Below are 16,927 nucleotides of genomic sequence, written 5' to 3'. Positions count from 1 at the left end.
CAAAACCGGGCTGGCTGCCGATCTCGGCAGCCAGCGCTTAGTTCAGGCGCCGGCAGTCAAAGCGCCTCCAGCTCGGCCATCAGGTCACTGAGCCGGTCGACCTTGTCGTCGTCCAGCGCCGTGTCCTGCAAGCCCTGCACGTAGCTGGCCAGCTCCTCTACCGTGCTGCACTCGAACATCGCCCGCAGCGGCACGTTGAGCTGCAGCTGCTTCTGCACCCGCGAGGCGATCTGGGTCGCCAGCAACGAATGCCCGCCCAACTCGAAGAAGTTGTCGTGCACCCCTACCCGCTCGGCCTTGAGCACATCGGCCCAGATCCCGGCGAGGGTCTGTTCCAGCTCGTTGCGCGGCGCCAGGTAGGCCTGGCTGTGCTGGCTAGCGATGTCGATGGCCGGCAGCGCCTTGCGGTCGAGCTTGCCGTTGGCGTTGTGCGGCAGGCTGTCGAACCAGCCCCAGTGCAGCGGCACCATGTACTCCGGCAGATCGGCGCGCAGGCGTTGCTTGACCTGTTCGAGCAGCGCGGCGTCGGCGACGATGCCCTGATGCGCGACCAGATAGCCCACCAGGTGCTTGCCGTTGGCGCCCTCCTGCACGCCTACCGCCGCATCGCGAATCTCGCCCTGCTCGTGCAGACGGGCTTCGATTTCGCCCAGCTCGATGCGATAACCGCGGATCTTCACCTGATGGTCAATGCGCCCGACGTACTCGAGCACGCCATCCGGCCGGCGCCGCGCCAGGTCGCCGGTACGATACAGACGCTCGCCCGGCGCGCCATAGGGATGCGGGATGAATGCCAGTGCCGTGCGCACGGGATCGCCGACATACCCACGGCCAACCCCGGTACCGGCGACACACAACTCGCCCACCGCGCCCAAGGGCACCAGCGCCTGGTCCTCGTTCAACAGGTACAGGCGGTTGTTGTCGGTCGGCGTGCCAATCGGCAGGTAGCTGCCCTGGGTCGATTGCGCATCGACGCGGAAGAACGCCACGTCATCCGAGCATTCCGCCGGTCCATAGGCGTTGACCAGGCCAATCGCCGGATAGCGCTGCAGCCACTGCGCGGCCAGCTCAGGCGGCATGGCCTCGCCGGTCGGCAGCATCCAGCGCAGGCCATCCAGGTGCTGGTGATCGTTGGCGAGCATGCCCTGGATCAGCGACGGCACGCTTTCCAGCACGGTGATGCCGCTGGCCTGGACATGCGCCAGCAAGCCTTGCGGATCATGGGCGATGGCATTGGGCACGATCTCTACCCGGGCGCCGAACAACGGCGCGGCGAGGAACTGCCAGACCGAAATGTCGAAACTCTGCGAGGCGGTCTGGGCGATCACGTCCTGCTCATCCAGTACCAGGTACGGCACCTTGCTCAGCTGGTTGTTGAGCATGCCGCGCTGCTCGACCATCACCCCCTTGGGCAGTCCGGTGGAGCCGGAGGTGTAGATCACATAGGCCAGGTTGTCTGGCCCACTGTGAATGCCCAGGTCATGGCTGGCCACAGCGCTGCCCTGGACGTCTTCCCACACCAGCAGTTTCGGTCGTACCGCACCCGCCACTTCATCGAGCAACTGGCGCGCCTGGTCGGCTTGCGCAGCGCTGCACACCAGCACTGGCGTGCGGCTCAACTCGACGATGCGCTGCAGGCGCGCCGCCGGCAAGCCAGGATCCAGCGGCAGGTAGCCGGCGCCGGCCTTGAAGCTACCGACGATCATCCCCAGCAAGGGCAAGCCACGCTCGGCCAGCAGCGCCACCGGTTGATCGAGGGTCACCCCCGCCGCGACCAGGGCATGGCCCAGGCGGTTGGCCGCCAGGTTCAGCCCGGCATAGTCGAACGAGGCCTCCAGGCAGCGCGCGACGATCCGCTCGGGATGCGCGGCAACCCGCGCCTCGAACAGCTCCACATAGCTCTGTTCCAAGCTGTAGGCATGCTCGGTGCGGTTGCACTCATCGAGCAGCAAGCGTTGCTCCTCGGCACCGAGCAATGGCAGCTCGGCGACATCGCCGTCGAAGCCTTCGACCAGCGCCAGCAGCAGGCGCTTGAACTCGGCCAGCAAACGCTCGACGGTCGGGTAGTCGAAGTAGCGCTGGTCGAACGACAGGTGCAGGCCCAGGTCATCGCCCGGGTAGCACACCGCTGTCAGCGGGAAGTTGGTGTGGGTGCGACCTGAGTCGGAGCTGGCGTTGAGGTGCTGGGCGTGATCGAGCACGGCGGTTTCCACCGGCGCGTTCTCGAACACGAACAGGCTGTCGAACAGCGCCTGGCCCTTGGGCAGCTCGCTACGCTCCTGGATCGCCACCAACGGCAGGTACTCGTACTCGCGCAGTTCCATGTTGCGCTCCAGCAGGCCTTGCAGCCACTGGCGCACGCTCTGGCGCTGGCCGGCTGCCGGCAACTGCACGCGCAGGGCGACGCTGTTGATGAACAGGCCAACCGTGCGCTGCATCTGCGGCAGGCTGACCGGACGCCCAGCCACCGTCACCCCGAACACCACGTCACGCTCGCCGCTGTAGCGCGCCAGGAGCAAGGCCCAGGCCGCCTGGGCGAAGGTGTTGATGGTCAGCTGGTGAGCCTGGGCCAGCTCGCGCAGACGCACCCCTTGCGGCACGTCCAGGCGGGTGTAGCAGTCGCCGACGATCATGCCGTCGCCGGCATGGTCATGGCGCAGCGGACGGTCACTGGGGAGCGCCGTGGCGCGCTCGAAACCGGCCAGGTTGGCCTGCCACCACTGGCGCGCCTCGTCGAGGTCCTGGCGTTGCAGCCAGCCGATATAGTCGCGGTAGCGCGGCGGCACCGGCAGTTGCGCCTGGCGGCCTTCGCCGAGGGCCTGGTAGATCTCGAAGAAGTCGTTCATCAACAGCGAGCGGCACCAGGCATCGATCAGGATGTGGTGGTTGCTCATCATGAACCAGTAGCGCTCATCGGCCACACGCACCAGGCGCAGATGGAACGGCGCCTGGCTCAACAGGGCAAAGCCGGCTTCGCGTTCTTCTTTATGCAGGGCCTGCAGGCGCGCTTCCTGGGCCTGCGCGTCGAGGCCGCGCCAATCCTGGTAATCCACCGGGGTCTTGCCCGGCTTGTGGATGATCTGCAGCATCGCTTCGCCGGCATTCCAGCTGAACGAGGCGCGCAGGGCTTCGTGGCGTGCCACCACCGCTTGCCAGGCCTGGGCGAAGCGCTGCGGGTCGAGCGCGCTGTTGATCCGGTAGCGGTCCTGCATGTAGTAGATGCCGGTGCCCGGCTCGAGCAGGGTGTGCAGCAACATGCCTTCTTGCATCGGCGTCAGCGGGTAGACGTCTTCGATCTCGGCCGCGGCGATGGGCAGGCTGTCGATCTGCTCCTGGCTCAGTTGCGCCAGGGGGAAGTCCGACGGGGTGAAGCTGCCGTTGCCCTCTGCCAGGCAGTGCTCGACCAGCGCCAGCAGTTCACGGCGATAGGCCTCGGCCAGCTCGGCGATGGTGCGCGCGTTATACCGCTGGTTGCTGAAGGTCCAGCGCAGCTGCAAGGCGCCGCCATAGACCTGGCCATCGACGCTGAGCCAGTTGGGCAGCGGCGCGTCCAGGTCATGGGCCAGGCCAGCTGGCGCATCCAGCGGCTGGAACAACGCCGCCGCATCGAACTGCTGGTCGAACTGGCCCAGGTAGTTGAAGGTGATCCGCGCCTGGGGCAAGGCCGCCATGCGCTCACGCCCGGCGTCATCGGCCAGGTAGCGCAGCACGCCGTAGCCAAGGCCCTTGTGCGGCACCTGGCGCAGTTGCTCCTTGATACGCTTGATCGAGCCTGCGCGGGCTTGCTCGCCCTCGCCCAGCTCGGGGCTCAAGGCCAAGGGATAGGCATTGGTGAACCAACCGACGCTGCGGGTCAGGTCGAGGTCTTCGAACAAGCCTTCACGACCATGGCCTTCGAGCTGCACCAGCACCTCGCTGTCACCACTCCAGCGGCACAGGGTACGCGCCAGGGCAGTCAGCAACAGGTCGTTGACCTGGGTGTGATAAGCGGCGGGTGCCTGTTGCAGCAGCTGGCGGGTCTGCTCGACATCCAGGCTGATCGCCAGGGTCTGGGCATGACGGTGCAGGTTGCCGCCTTGCGGATGATCACACGCCAGCTCGTGGCGGACACTGGCCAGCTGGCCTTGCCACCAATCGAGCTCATCACGCAACGAATCGCTACCAGCATAGGCCGCCAGGCGCGCCGCCCAGTCGCCCATCGCGTGGGTCTTGGCCGCCAGCGCCTCACCGCGGTACAACGCCTGCAAGTCTTCGAGCAGCACCCGCCAGGACACACCGTCGACCACCAGGTGGTGGATCGCCAGCAGCAGGCGTTGGCCGCCCTGCCCGTCGCTGACCAGCAAGGCGCGCAACAGCGGCCCCTGCTCCAGGTCGAGGCTGCGCTGCACATCGCTGTACAGCGCCTGGCAGTCGTCGAGATTTGCCACGGTAGCGGTCCACAGCAAGGGCTGGGCGCTTGGCTGGGCGTACCGCCCCTGCCAGCGACCGTTCACCTGGGTGAAATTCAGCCGCAGGCTGTCGTGGTGAGCGAGCAAGCCCGCCAAGGCCTGCTCCAGGGTTTGCGCCTGCAACGGTTGGCGCACCTGCAACAGCACGGCTTGGTTCCAGTGCTGCGGCTCGGGCACTTGGCTGTCGAAGAACCAATGCTGGATCGGCGTCAGCGCAGTGCTGCCCTGGCGCGGGCCTTGCTCGATGTCGCTTGGCGCCTCGCTGCGGCTGACCACCGCCGCCAGGGTCTGGATGGTCTGGTGCTGGAACAGGTCACGCGGGGTGAACTGCAAGCCCAGCTGCCGCGCCCGGCTGACCACCTGGATCGACAGGATCGAATCGCCGCCCAGTTCGAAGAAGTTGTCCTGCACGCCCACCCGCGCGACGTTGAGCACCTCGCGCCAGACCTGCGCCAGTTGCGCTTCCAGCTCGTTGGCCGGGGCCTGGTAGTGCTGCCGCGCCTGCTCCAGGTCCGGCGCTGGCAGTGCGCGGCGATCGAGCTTGCCGTTGCCCATCAGTGGCAACTGATCAAGCAGTACCAGGTGCGCAGGCACCATATAGTCCGGCAGGTGGCGGCGGGCATGCGCCTTGACCGCTTCGCGCAGGCTGGCCTGAGCCTCGCTGTCGGCCAGCGCCTGGTCGCAGAGCAGATAGCCGACCAACTGCTTGCCGCCCGGCAGGTCGAGCGCCAGCACGACTGCCTCGTCGACCTCGGCATGTTCTTGCAGGCGGCTTTCGATCTCGCCCAGCTCGATGCGGAAACCGCGGATCTTCACTTGCTGGTCGGCGCGGCCAACGTACTCCACCAGACCGTCAGCGCGCAGGCGGACCAGGTCGCCCGTGCGGTACAGACGCCCCCCATCATGGCTGAACGGATCCGCGACGAAGCGCTCGGCAGACAGCCCCGGCCGGTCATGATAACCCTGAGCCAAGCCGGCACCGCCGACATACAGCTCGCCGATGCCACCTTGCGCCAGCAGCGCCAGGTCTTCATCGAGGATGTACGCGGTACGCGCGCCGATCACCCGGCCAATCGGCACACTGCCGGCATCGGCGGGCAGCGTCTGCGGGGCCACGCAGGCCAGCGGCATGACCACGGTTTCCGTCGGCCCATAGGCATTGAAGAGCTGCTCTGGGGTGAACGCCTGGCGGATGCGTTGCAGGTGCTCACCCGTCAGCGCTTCGCCACCGGTAATGACCAGGCGCACCGGCAATTGCTCGCCAACACTTGCCAGGTACTGGGCGAGCTGGCTGCCGTAGCTTGGGGTGAAACCGAGGATGCTCACCTGCTGCTCGCGCACCAGTTGGCAGATGTCCTCGGCGCCCCACTGGCCTTGGGCGCGGATCACCACCCGCGCACCGCACAGCAACGGCACCAGCAAGCGCTCGGTGGCAGCGTCGAAGTTGATCGAATAGAAGTGCAGTTCGCAGTCGTCGCTGCGCATGCCGAAGGCAGCGATCACCGCCTGGCAGTGCATGCCGATTTCCCCATGGCTGACCACCACGCCCTTGGGCTTGCCAGTGGAGCCGGAGGTGTAGATCAGGTAGGCCTGGTGCTGCGGCAGGTTGAGGTTAGCCAACGGCCCATCGCTGTAGCTGGGCAGTGACGCTGCGTCATCTTCCAGGCACCAGCGCGCTACGCCCGCAGGCAACGGGCCGATACTGTCGAACAGCGCACGCTGGCCCAACAGCAAGCCGATGCGGCTGTCCTCGATCATGTAGTGCAAGCGATCGAGCGGGTATTCCGGGTCCAACGGCACGTAGGCGCCCCCAGCCTTGAGGATCGCCAACAGACCAACGACCATTTCCAGCGAACGCTCCAGGGCCAGGCCGACGCGCACCTGCGGACCGACACCACGCTCGCGCAGGGCACGCGCCAGGCGGTTGGCTTGCTGGTCGAGCTGGGCATAGCTCAGGTGCTGGCCAGCGAAGGTCAGCGCACGGGCGTGCGGCGTGCGCTCGGCCTGGGCGGCGAACAGCCCGTGCAGGGTGTGGCCCAGGTCGAAGTCATGCTCGCCCTGCAATTGGCCAACCAGCACTTGCTGCTCGGCGCCGCTGAGCATCGGCAGTTCGCACAGGCGTTGCTGCGGGTTGTCGATCAGGCCGATCAACAGCTGCTGCCAGTGCTCGGCCATGCGCGCGATGCGTGGCTCGTCGAACAGGTCGCAGCTGTAGGTCAGGCAGCAGCCCAGGCGACCGTCGAGGTCGGTGACTTCCAGATACAGGTCGAACTTGGTCGCGCTGGCGTCGTTGACCAGGTAGTCGACCTGCATGCCGGCCAGCTCACGGCTCTGCTGGAAGGCCCAACGCTGAACGTTGCACATCACCTGGAACAGCGGGTTGTAGGCACTGCTGCGCGGTGGCTGCAGGGCTTCGACCAACTGATCGAACGGCAGGTCCTGGTGCGACTGGCCTGCGACGATGGTCTGGCGCACCTGTTCGAGCAGCTCAGCGCCGCGCATCTGGCCATCGAGCTCGCAGCGCAGCACCTGGGTATTGAGGAAGGCGCCGATCAGGCCTTCGCTTTCCGGGCGAATGCGGTTGGCCACCGGCGCGCCGATGCGCAGGTCGCGTTGGCCGCTGTAGCGGTGCAGCAAAGTGGCCAGGGTAGCGGTCATGGTCATGAACAGGGTCAGGCCACGTTCGCTGTTGAAGGCGCGCACGCGGGCGGCCAGGGCGGGGTCGAGGTCGAAGCGATACAGCGCGCCCTGGTGACTCTGCACTGCCGGGCGCGGGCGGTCCGTCGGCAACTCCAGCACTGGGTGTTCATCGCCTAGGCGCTGTTGCCAGTAGGCCAGTTGCCGTGCGCCTTCGCCCCCTTCCAGCCACTGGCGCTGCCACACGCTGTAGTCCAGGTACTGCACCGGCAACGGCGCCAGGGGCGATTCGCGGTCGTCGACGAAGGCCTCGTACAGCTCGCCCAGTTCGCGGGCGAAGATGTCCATGGCCCAGCCTTCGGTGACGATGTGATGCAGGGTCAGCACGAAGTAGTGCTCACGCTCCTGGGCCTTGACCAGGCAGGCACGCAGCAATGGGCCGCGCTCCAGGTCGAACGGCTGGTGGGCCTGGGCGTCGGCCAATGCCTGCAGACGTTGTTGGCGCTGCGGTGCTGGGGTGGCGCTGAAGTCATGCCATTGCACCTTGAGCGCGCTGTGCTCGGCCACGCACTGGTACGGCACGCCATCGATGCTGGGGAAGGTGGTGCGCAGGGTCTCGTGCCGGGCGATCAGTGCATGCAGGGCGCGCTCGAAGGCATCCACGTGCAAGGTGCCACGCAGGCGGGCCATGCCACCGACGTTGTAGGCGGGGCTATCGGGCTCCATCTGCCAGAGGAACCACATGCGTTGCTGGGAATACGACAGCGGCACCGCCTGACGACGGTCGACCCGGGCGATCTCGCCCTGCTGGTTACGTTCGCCACGTTCGCGGATGCTGGCGATTGCGGCGCAGAACGCTGCCAGCTCACTGGCCTCGAACAGCACCTTCAGCGGCAGCTCGACATCCAGTGCCTGGCGGGTCCGCGAGACGATCTGGGTGGCCAGCAACGAGTGGCCACCGAGGGCGAAGAAATCATCCTGCAGGCCGACTTGTTCCAGGTTGAGCACCTCACGCCAGATGGCCGCGACCTGCTGCTGCAGCTCGGTCTGCGGCTCGACATGCTCACGCTGCTGCCAAACCGGTGCCGGCAGGGCTTTGCGCTCGACCTTGCCGCTTGGGCCCAATGGCATTTGCGCCAGATGGATTAGTTGCGCCGGGACCATGTACGCCGGCAAGCGCTCGGCCAAGGCAGCCAGCAGCGCAGCGCTTTGCTCGACGCCGCTGTAGTAGCCGACCAACTGGGCGCCGACGGCATCCTGGTGAATCAGCACCACCGCCTGTTCGACACCCGCCTGGGCCAGCAGGCTCGCCTGCACTTCTTCGGGCTCGACGCGAAAACCACGCACCTTGACCTGCTGGTCGAGACGCCCGAGGTATTCCAGGGCACCCTGCTCAACCCACCAGCGGGCGCGGTCGCCACTGCGGTACAGGCGCTCGCCGTTACCATCGGCTTGCGGCACGAAGCGCTCGGCGGTCAGCCCAGGGCGGCCCAAATAACCGCGGGCCAGGCCCACCCCACCCAGATACAGCTCGCCGGCAACACCCGGCGCGCTCAGCTCCAGCTGATCATCGAGGACCCGGCACAACACATTGGCCAGCGGCCGGCCAATCGGCGAGCGCTCGCCGTCCGCGCTCTGGCAATGCCAGTGGCTGACGTTGATGGCGGTCTCGGTCGGGCCATAGCGGTTATGCAACTGCACCTGGGGCAGCAGCTGCAGGACGCGCTCGCGCAGGTTGGCCGACAACGCCTCACCGCCAGAGAACAGCCGACGCAGGCTGGTGCAGTTGGCGGCCAGTGGTTCCTGGACGAACACCTGCAACAGCGGCGGCACGAAGTGCAGCGTGGTCACCCCATGCTGCTGGATCAATTGGGCGATGCGCTGCGGGTCGCGATGCTCGCCGGGGCCTGCAAGGACCAGCGTGCAGCCGGTGATCAGCGGCCAGAAGCACTCCCACACCGACACATCGAAGCTGATTGGCGCTTTTTGCATCAGCACATCGCTGTCATCGAGCGCGTACGTGGCTTGCATCCACTGCAAGCGCTCAGCCAAGGCCGCGTGGGTGTTGCCCACGCCCTTGGGCTGGCCGGTGGAGCCGGAGGTGTAGATCACATAGGCGAGGTTGTCGCCGTCCAGGTGCAGGCCCGGCGCCTGGCTGGGCCAGCTGTCCAGGTGCAATTGATCGAGGGCGATGGTGCTGACCCCAGCCACCTGCGGCAGGCGCTCGAGCAGGTTGCTGTGGCTCAACAGCAGGCTGGCCTGGCAGTCGCCGAGCATGTAGGCCAGGCGCTCTGGCGGATAGTCGACATCCAGCGGCACGTAGGCGCCACCGGCCTTGACGATCGCCAGCAGGCCGACCAGCAACAGCGGCGAACGCTCCACGGCGATGGCCACGCAGGTGTCGGGGCCGACGCCCTTGTCGCGCAGGTAATGCGCCAGGCGGTTGGCCTGCTGGTGCAGGCTGGCGTAGTCGAGGCTGCCGCCTTCCCACACCAGCGCGGTGCGTTCAGGCGTCAGCCGCGCCTGTTCGTTGAGTTGCTCGACCAGCAGGCGCTGCGCCACGGGCGCGGGCGCCTGGCCCCAGCCCAACAATTGTGCGCGGGCCTGCTCATCGAGCAACTGCACCTCGCCCAAGGCCAACTGCGGCTGCGCACTGACCTGTTCGAGCAACGCCAGCAAGTGATTGGCCAGGCGCTTGATGGTGCTGGCTTCGAACAGCTCGGCGGCATAGTCGAAGGCCAGGCTCAGGCGGCCTTGATGATCTTCTTCACTGTGCAGTTGCAAGTCGAACTTGGCTTCGCGGCTGTGCCATGGCAGCTCTTCGGCGAGCAAGCCGGGCAGACGGCGCAGCGCCGACAAGTCGCGTTGCTGGTGGTTGAACATGACCTGGAACAGGCCCTGCTCGCGGGCCTGCGGCAAGGCTTCGAGCAGTTGCTCGAACGGCAAATCCTGATTGGCCTGGGCGTGCAGGGTCGCTTGGCGCACCTGGGCCAACAGCTGGGCGAACGACTGCCGACCATCGAGCTGGGCGCGCAGCACCTGGGTATTGATGAAGAAGCCGACCATGCCCTGGGTTTCCAGGCGCGGGCGGTTGGCATTGGGCACGCCGACGCGGATGTCGCCCTGGCCGGTATAGCGGTGCAGCAGGCCTTGCCAGGCGGCCAGCAGGACCATGAACAGGCTGGCCTGCTGCTCGTGCGCCAAACCCTTGAGCGCGTCGGCAAGCTTGGCCGGGACTTTCACACTCAGGCGTGCGGCGCGCTTGTCGCGTTGGCTGGAGCGGGGGTGGTCGCTGCCCAGGTCGAGCACCGGCAGTTCATCGTCCAGCTGGTGTTGCCAGTGTTCGAGCTGACGCGCGGCCTCGCCTTCAGCCAGCCACTGGCGCTGCCAGATAGCGTAGTCGGCATAGCCCAGCGGCAGCGCCGCCAGGCTCGCCTGCTGGCCCTGGCAGCGGGCCGCGTAGAGGCGGGCGAACTCGTCGAGCAGAATATTCAGCGACCAACCGTCGGCGATGATGTGGTGCAGGGTCACCCACAGCTGATGATCCTCGTCATCCAGCCGCGCCAGGGTCACCCGCAGCAACGGTCCTTCGACCAGGTCGAACGGCTGTTGCGCCTCGGCTTCACGACGGGCAGCGACTTCAGTCGCATCCTGCCCGTGCAGATCGACCTGCTGTAGAACAAACCGCTGCTCAGGCAGCACCCGTTGCAGGGCCTGGCCATCGATCTCGCTGAACACCGTGCGCAACGATTCGTGGCGGGCCACCAATGCCTGGAAGCTGTGCTCCAGGGCGGCAACATCCAGCTCGCCGCGCAGGTGCAAGCCAGCCGGGATGTTGTAGGCAGCCGACGTCGGCTCCAGTTGCCACAGCAGCCACAGGCGATTCTGCGCCAGCGATTGCGCCAATGCCTGGCCACGGCCCAGCGTGTCGATGCGGCCATTGCCCTGTCCGCCCTCGGCGAGCAGCGCGGCCACGGCTGCACTGTAGTCGGCCAGCAGCGGCGCCTCGAACAGCGTGCGCAGGCTCAGGTTGATGCCCAACGCGTCGGCCAGCCGCGCAGTGACCTGGGTGGCGGCGATGGAGTTGCCGCCCAGCAGCAGGAAGTGATCGTCTGGCGCAACCGCCTCGACCTTGAGCAATTCGCGCCAAATGGCGGCAATGCGGGTTTGCAGTTCATCAGCCGGCGCAGCGTCTAGCGTCTGCTCGGCGACGGCCGGGAAGCGTGCGTAGCAATCCAGGCTGCCATCGTCCATGCGCAGGCGACAGGCTGAGCGTTGCAGTTTGCCGCTGGAGGTCTTGGGCAAGGCACCCGGGTTGAGCAGCAGCACCACTGCCGGGGCCTGGCGGCAGGCGTCGGCGATGACCTGGCGCAGGGTCTTGATCAGCTCTTGCGGCGTGTGCGCCTTTTGCACATTGCGGCTGATCTCCACGGCAACGCCAATGCCCTCCTCGCCTTGATCATCAACGGCGAACACCGCCACCCGGCCCTTGCGCAGCACATCGACCTCGCGCTCCAAGGTCTGTTCCAGGTCCTGCGGGTAGAGGTTCTGCCCGCGCACGATGAGCATGTCTTTCAGACGCCCAGTGACGAATACCTCGCCCTCGCGCATGAAGCCCAAATCGCCGGTACGCAGCCAGGTCTGGCCGTCCAGCTCGACGAAGGTGCGCGCGCTGGCCTCGGGATTGCGCCAGTAGCCCAGGGCGATGCTCGGGCCACTGGCCCAGATTTCACCGACCAGGTTGTCGCCCAGCACGCATTGGCGCTGCGGGTCGACGATGCATAGCGCATGGCCTGGCTGGGGGTAGCCGCAGCTCATCAGCACGCTGCCTGTGCCTGGCTCGGCGCGGTGGCTGGCAAACGCTTGGGCGTCGATCTCCAGCGCGGCAATGCCCTGGCCACGACGGCTGCCGCTGACGAACAGGGTCGCCTCGGCCAGGCCATAGCTGGCGAAGTAGCTCTGCGGGTCGAAACCGCACACCTGGAACTTGCTGGCGAAGGTCTCCAGGCTGTCCTGGCGGATTGGCTCGGAGCCGGAATACGCCACGCGCCAGCGGCTCAAGTCGAGCCCAGCCAAGGCCGCCTCGCTGACCCGCTCGCTGCACAAGCGGTAGGCGAAGTCCGGGCCGCCGCTGATGGTGCCGCCATATTCGCTGATCGCCTGCAACCAGCGCTGCGGCCGCGCCAGGAAATACCCCGGCGACATCAGCACGCACGGCACGCCGCTGAAGATCGGTTGCAGCAGGCCGCCAATCAGGCCCATGTCGTGGTACAGCGGCAACCAGCTGACGATCACATCGTCCGGGTTCAGGTCGATGCCAAAGCCGTGGCGAATCAGTTGCTCGTTGGCCACCAGGTTGCCGTGGCTGACCTGCACGCCCTTGGGCAGCGCGGTGGAGCCGGAGGTGTACTGCAAAAAGGCGATGTCATTGCCGGCCAACTGCGGCTGGCGCCATTGATCGGCCAAGGCTGGGGCCAGAGGGTCGACGGCCAGCAGCTCAGGCGCGGCGTCACCGGCCAGAGCCTCAAGGCCCTGCAAACTGTCACACAGCGCCTCTACCGTCAGCAGCAAACGCGGTTCGGCATCGTCGATGATCGACAGCAGGCGCTCTTGGTGATGACGGCGCGACGACTCTGGCGGATAGGCCGGCACCGCGATCACCCCGGCATACAGGCAGCCGAAGAATGCCGCGACGTAGTCCGGACCACTGGGGAACAGCAACACCGCCCGATCGCCAAACTCGGCGCGCTGTTGCAGCGCCGCGGCGATGGTTCGCGCACGCAGGTCGAGGTCCCGATAACTGAGTACGGCCTGCTCGCGAGGATCATCGGCCAGAAAGCGCAAGGCGATCCGGTCCGGGGTCTGCGCGGCGCGTTGGGCCAAGGCCTGGACCAGCGAGTGCGGGAGTTCGAAGGCGTCCGTCATGGGGTGTTCCTGCCAGTGTCTGGGTGAGTCGCACCGAACGCCGCCACGCAAGGTTGGAGGGCAGGGTTCGGCAGCTGGATGTACACAGGGGAACGGATGGGCGAGGCAAATAATTAACTGCGCAGAGGGCGGAACAGCGCGTCGCGCGGCTAGCGCGAAGTGAACCGGTTCACGCGGGTAAGCTTAGAACCAATACGAATGGAGTCTCATTAACTTTCGTATTTGACAATCATTATCATTGGGAATAGCTTGTCGACCGTCGTTGGAAGCATGCAGTTACAGGTTGCTTCCTTTCCTCAGAGAACAAGGTGATTTCCATGGCGGAACAACTATCCACAAGTAAGTGCGATTCACCATTACTCCAAGCATTCGTCGACAACCGCAACATCCTGGTCAAAATTGCCGCGCGCATCACCGGCTGCCGTTCGCGTGCCGAAGATGTGGTACAGGATGCCTTCTTTCGGCTCAGCGCAGCGCCGCAGATCACCTCCTCGTTCAAGGCCCAGTTGAGCTATCTGTTCCAGATCGTGCGCAACCTGGCGATCGATCACTACCGCAAGCAGGCGATGGAGCTGAAGTACTCCGGCAGTGAGGAAGAAGGCCTCAACGTGGTGATCCAGAACGCCTCGCCGGAAGCCACCCATATCAACCTGGCGGCCCTCGAACACATTGCCGAGGCGCTCAACGAGCTGCCCCAGCGCACCCGCTACGCCTTCGAGATGTACCGCTTGCACGGCGTACCGCAGAAAGACATCGCCAAAGAGCTCGGCGTCTCGCCGACCCTGGTCAACTTCATGATCCGCGATGCCCTGATCCACTGCCGCAAGACCGCTACCCGTCACTGAGCTGCGGCAAGCACAAGCTGCAAGAAAAAGCCGCACACCGCACCGCTTCTCCTTGCAGCTTGCCGCTCCAAACTTGCAGCTCGAGCCGCTAGGCGAGCGTGCAGCGATCGAAGAAGCGCTCGCGCCCCAGGATCATCAGTGCCGCGCGCTTGTGCGGAAAATCGAACTCCTTCTCGCAGTGAAAGCACTGATCGTGCATGTAGCCAATCATCTTGGCGTTGTCCGCCCGCGGCTCGGCTACCACCCGCTGGGTGCGCGGGTCATCCAGGAACAGGTAATGCACCAGCGCCGACATCCAGCTGGCGACCTTGTGCGGCCCGCGATGGTTTTCTTCACCTACCAGCATGTGGATGCCGCGGTCATAGTCGTCGGCTGGGTAGAACGGCGCGATGCGGTCTTCCTTGGCCCAGTAGGCTTCGAAGTAGGCGAACGGCTGATCATCGAAGCAGCCGATCAGGGTGAGGGTATGGGGGTCGGCTTCAAGTTTGCTCAAGTACTCGCGGTGCTGCTCGAGGCTGCCCTGCTCCTGCCAGAAGTGCGCCACTCGCGGGTTGTTCTGCCAGCGGTTGTAACGCTCAAGATCGTGCTCGATCTCAAGCGTGCGCAGCGACACCCAGGCCCCCAGGCGTGCATCGAAACGTCGATACACTTCACCGCGTGGCTTGGGTGCTCGTAGCGGGTGGCGCTTGCCGTTGCTGATGTGCATTTGCTGGGGATAGACTCCGTCATGCGACTCGCCCAACCACGGCTGGGGCAACTGCCAGAACAACGTGCGTTCGCTGCGGTACACGCCGGCGTCTTCGGTCGCCAGCAACAGGCCGCTGGCTTGGGCTTGCGCCAGCGGATCGCTCAGGTGCCATTGCAGGCGCTGGCATGCAGGGTCGCGCGCAAACAACCAGTAGCTGGCAGCCCACAGAGCCTGCTGGCGGCGCTCGGCACAGATCGCTTGCACGTGCACCTCAAGCACCTCGCCGGGCACCAGCCGGAGCTGGATCAGCGGGCGTCCTTCAAGGGTCAAACTCAGCCGACAGTCGCCCTCATCGGCGCTCAAACTGCGCCAACGTGGCAGGGACAGCGGCTGTGAAGCGGCATCGAACGGCATGGTCTTGGCTCACCGGAAATGAAAGAGAGGCTCACTCCTGAAACGTGGCCACTTCCGGCTAATTTAGTCGACGGGGGCTGCGACGGTGATTCGGTAGGGCTTGAAGATGCGCAATAGCTCGCCATTTTCACGCAGGCGCCGCATGAGTTGCGCGAAGGCCTGGGGGCTGATCGGCGCTTGCGGTCGCAGCAAGGCATAGTGATGGTAGACCTGGTCGACCCGCTCGGAAGCCATCAATTGGCTGCGGCTGTCGGGGTTGCGTGCCAGGAAATCGCTGAAGAACGAGCGCGTGACCAAGGCAATATCGGCCCGCCCGCGCTGGACCATCGACAGGTTGCTGTCATGCGAATAGGTCAGCGTCGCGCCGTAGGTCTGGCGCAGGTAATGCGGATCGGAGTTGAACTCGGCGAAGGCGTAGTGATAGCCGTTGTACAGGGCCAGGCGCTTGCCGCGCAGGTCCTGGAAATACTGCTGATCGCGGCTGCCTTGCTGGTGGGCGACGAAGATCTCGGCATCTTCAAGGCCCATGTCTACCGCCTGGTAGGCAATTTGCTGCCAACCCCATTTGGGGTTCTCGAAGATCGCCATGTCGGTGCGGCCTTGCTGGAAATCACCAAAGCGGCGCTGGATCGAGGTGGGCACCAGGACGAAGCGATAATCATCTTGCAACGCGTTGAGCGCCTCGGCCAGTTGTGCCAGCAAGCCACTTTCGCCGCCCTGCTCGGGGCGCACGGTATAAGGCGGGAAATGCGCCGCACCGATCCTCACCTCGACCACCGCCGCAGCCTGGCCTGCTGCGCCCAGGCACAACGCGGCCAAGCTCAGCAAGCAGGACACGGCCTTGAGGCTGGGGGCTGGAGTCAAGACGAGACACTCATCACGGTATGCGACCTTAATGCGCCTAAGCTAGGCGTTTTCACAGGCGTACACAACCGCCGGATATGCCAAAGTGCCAGGGGATGTCGGACGCCGCAGACTTTGGCTACTCTCTAGCGAGACTTGCGAGGGAGCCTGGCATGGGCCATTGGTTGGTGATCGACCTGGAGGCTACCACCGACGACGGTGGTTGGCCGGTCACGGAGATGGAAATCATTGAAATCGGCGCGAGCCTGGTAACCCGTGAAGGCCGCGAGGTTGACCACTTCCAGTGCTTCGTCAAACCGAAACGGCGACCGCAATTAACGCCCTTTTGCCGTGAGCTGACCCATATCAGCCAGGCTGATGTGGATGCTGCTGCGTGTTTCAAACAGGCCTGGGCGCAATTCGAAGGCTGGCTTGGCCAGCAGGCGCAAGATCTGCAAGCCTGGGTCAGCTGGGGTGACTATGACCGCAGGCAACTGCTACAGGAGTGGCATGACTACAAAGTGCGCAGCATTCTCCAGGAGCTGCCGCACATCAACCTCAAGCAGCGCTTTGCCAAGGCGCGGCACTTGCAGCGCCCGGCTGGCCTGAACAGTGCCCTGCAACTGGCTGGCCTGCAGTTCACTGGCCAGCAGCATCGGGCCCTGGAAGATGCGCGTAATACCGCGCGTTTGCTACCGCTGAGCTTGCCTGTCGAAGGCACCTGAAAGCAGATGACGACGGGGCAGGCCTTGGGCATACTGGCCAGCCCTTTTTTCATCGCTTTTTCAGGAGTCGCCCATGTTCAAGGTCAATGAATACTTTGATGGCACCGTCAAGTCGATCGCCTTCACCGGTAGCGAAGGCCCGGCCACCGTTGGCGTCATGGCCCCGGGCGAATACGAGTTCGGTACTGCCAAGCGCGAGATCATGCACGTGGTTTCCGGCGCGCTGAACGTCAAGCTACCAGGCAGCGACAACTGGGAAAACTTCACCGCTGGCAGCCAGTTCAATGTGCCGGCCGACAGCAAGTTCCAGCTCAAGGTAGCGGTTGAGACCGCTTACCTGTGCGAGTACCGCGACTGATTGTCGTCATAGGGGCTGCTTTGCAGCCCATCGCTGGCTTGCCT

General features: G+C 65.3%; 6 protein-coding genes. 3 read left to right on the top strand and 3 right to left on the bottom strand.

The genetic code is table 11. The annotated features are described in order from the left end of the window. Window positions 1–56: 56 nt before the first annotated feature. The gene (locus tag HU737_RS04650) at window positions 57–13,010 is read right to left on the bottom strand and encodes a non-ribosomal peptide synthetase (RefSeq protein ID WP_186555672.1); all 12,954 of its coding nucleotides are present in this window, start codon (window positions 13,008–13,010) and stop codon (window positions 57–59) included. Between the two features lie 317 nt (window positions 13,011–13,327). Between HU737_RS04650 and HU737_RS04645 the strand changes: the two genes are divergently transcribed. Continuing rightward, a complete protein-coding gene (locus HU737_RS04645; RefSeq protein WP_186555671.1) occupies window positions 13,328–13,855 on the top strand; it encodes an RNA polymerase factor sigma-70 in 528 nt (175 codons plus the stop codon). A gap of 88 nt (window positions 13,856–13,943) precedes the next feature. Here HU737_RS04645 and HU737_RS04640 read toward each other — a convergent pair whose 3' ends face one another. Both HU737_RS04640 and HU737_RS04635 read right to left on the bottom strand, forming a co-directional pair. Then, entirely contained in the window at window positions 13,944–14,957 is a 1,014-nt protein-coding gene (locus tag HU737_RS04640) for a GNAT family N-acetyltransferase (RefSeq protein WP_186555670.1), read from the bottom strand. 63 nt (window positions 14,958–15,020) lie between these two features. Then, window positions 15,021–15,821, bottom strand: coding sequence for a substrate-binding periplasmic protein (locus tag HU737_RS04635; protein ID WP_186555669.1), 801 nt, complete (start codon window positions 15,819–15,821; stop codon window positions 15,021–15,023). 152 nt (window positions 15,822–15,973) lie between these two features. Here HU737_RS04635 and HU737_RS04630 point away from each other — a divergent pair, with 152 nt between their 5' ends. Together HU737_RS04630 and ppnP are read left to right on the top strand one after the other, a co-directional pair. Next, a complete protein-coding gene (locus tag HU737_RS04630) occupies window positions 15,974–16,525 on the top strand; it encodes a 3'-5' exonuclease (RefSeq protein WP_186555668.1) in 552 nt (183 codons plus the stop codon). Window positions 16,526–16,598: 73 nt separating this feature from the next. Further along, window positions 16,599–16,883, top strand: a complete 285-nt coding sequence (gene ppnP, locus HU737_RS04625) for a pyrimidine/purine nucleoside phosphorylase (RefSeq protein ID WP_186555667.1) — start codon at window positions 16,599–16,601, stop codon at window positions 16,881–16,883. The last annotated feature ends 44 nt before the right edge of the window (window positions 16,884–16,927 follow it).

This window comes from Pseudomonas urmiensis (assembly GCF_014268815.2).
GTDB classification, from domain to species: Bacteria; Pseudomonadota; Gammaproteobacteria; order Pseudomonadales; family Pseudomonadaceae; genus Aquipseudomonas; species Aquipseudomonas urmiensis.
Note: the sequence above shows the minus strand (reverse complement) of the source record. Positions and strands in the feature narration are given on the sequence as shown.

Coding starts and splice junctions, on each gene's coding strand:
- HU737_RS04650 (WP_186555672.1), bottom strand. CDS start 13,010: ATGACGGACGCCTTCGAACTCCCGCACTCGCTGGTCCAGGCCTTGGCC.
- HU737_RS04645 (WP_186555671.1), top strand. CDS start 13,328: ATGGCGGAACAACTATCCACAAGTAAGTGCGATTCACCATTACTCCAA.
- HU737_RS04640 (WP_186555670.1), bottom strand. CDS start 14,957: ATGCCGTTCGATGCCGCTTCACAGCCGCTGTCCCTGCCACGTTGGCGC.
- HU737_RS04630 (WP_186555668.1), top strand. CDS start 15,974: ATGGGCCATTGGTTGGTGATCGACCTGGAGGCTACCACCGACGACGGT.
- ppnP (WP_186555667.1), top strand. CDS start 16,599: ATGTTCAAGGTCAATGAATACTTTGATGGCACCGTCAAGTCGATCGCC.